Annotated in this window: 1 pseudogene; it reads right to left on the bottom strand. The window is 65.0% G+C overall.

Annotated features, from left to right (window positions below):
• Positions 1-94 precede the first annotated feature (94 nt).
• Positions 95-277 (bottom strand): annotated as a pseudogene (locus H6A15_RS10250) (transposase); the annotation flags it as partial.
• Positions 278-391 lie beyond the last annotated feature (114 nt).

A 391-nucleotide genomic window follows, 5' to 3' on the forward strand; every position in this document is an offset into this window, starting at 1 on the left:
CGGACCGGGACGCCGGAAGCGGCGCGTGACGCTGGCGGGATCGGCGCATGTGCGTTGGCGCGAACGGGTGAGGTTCGTTGGTGGAATCGGCGAAAGATAGATTGACACTAACAACGAGCGCCACCGACCTCGGGGCGCCGGCCTCGCGGCACGGCTCGAAGGTGGCGTCGAGCCACCGGTAGGGCCACTCGCCCGAGGAGAGGTCCGCGCCCCGCATCTCGGAGACCTCGCCGTCGAGCCCCTCGCACAGCCGCGACACGCGGCTCCTGCTCATCGATGTGTTTAGTCAAGTAGTTTTGAGCAGAATGTGCATCGGGAATTGAGCAGCATGAGCTCGCGGTCTGAGCGGTGGTTTTTGAGCAGCTATCCTTCCTGCATGAGGGCGTGCCTC

Origin of the sequence: Enorma phocaeensis, assembly GCF_016901575.1 — a bacterium.
GTDB lineage: Bacteria > Actinomycetota > Coriobacteriia > Coriobacteriales > Coriobacteriaceae > Limicola > Limicola phocaeensis_A.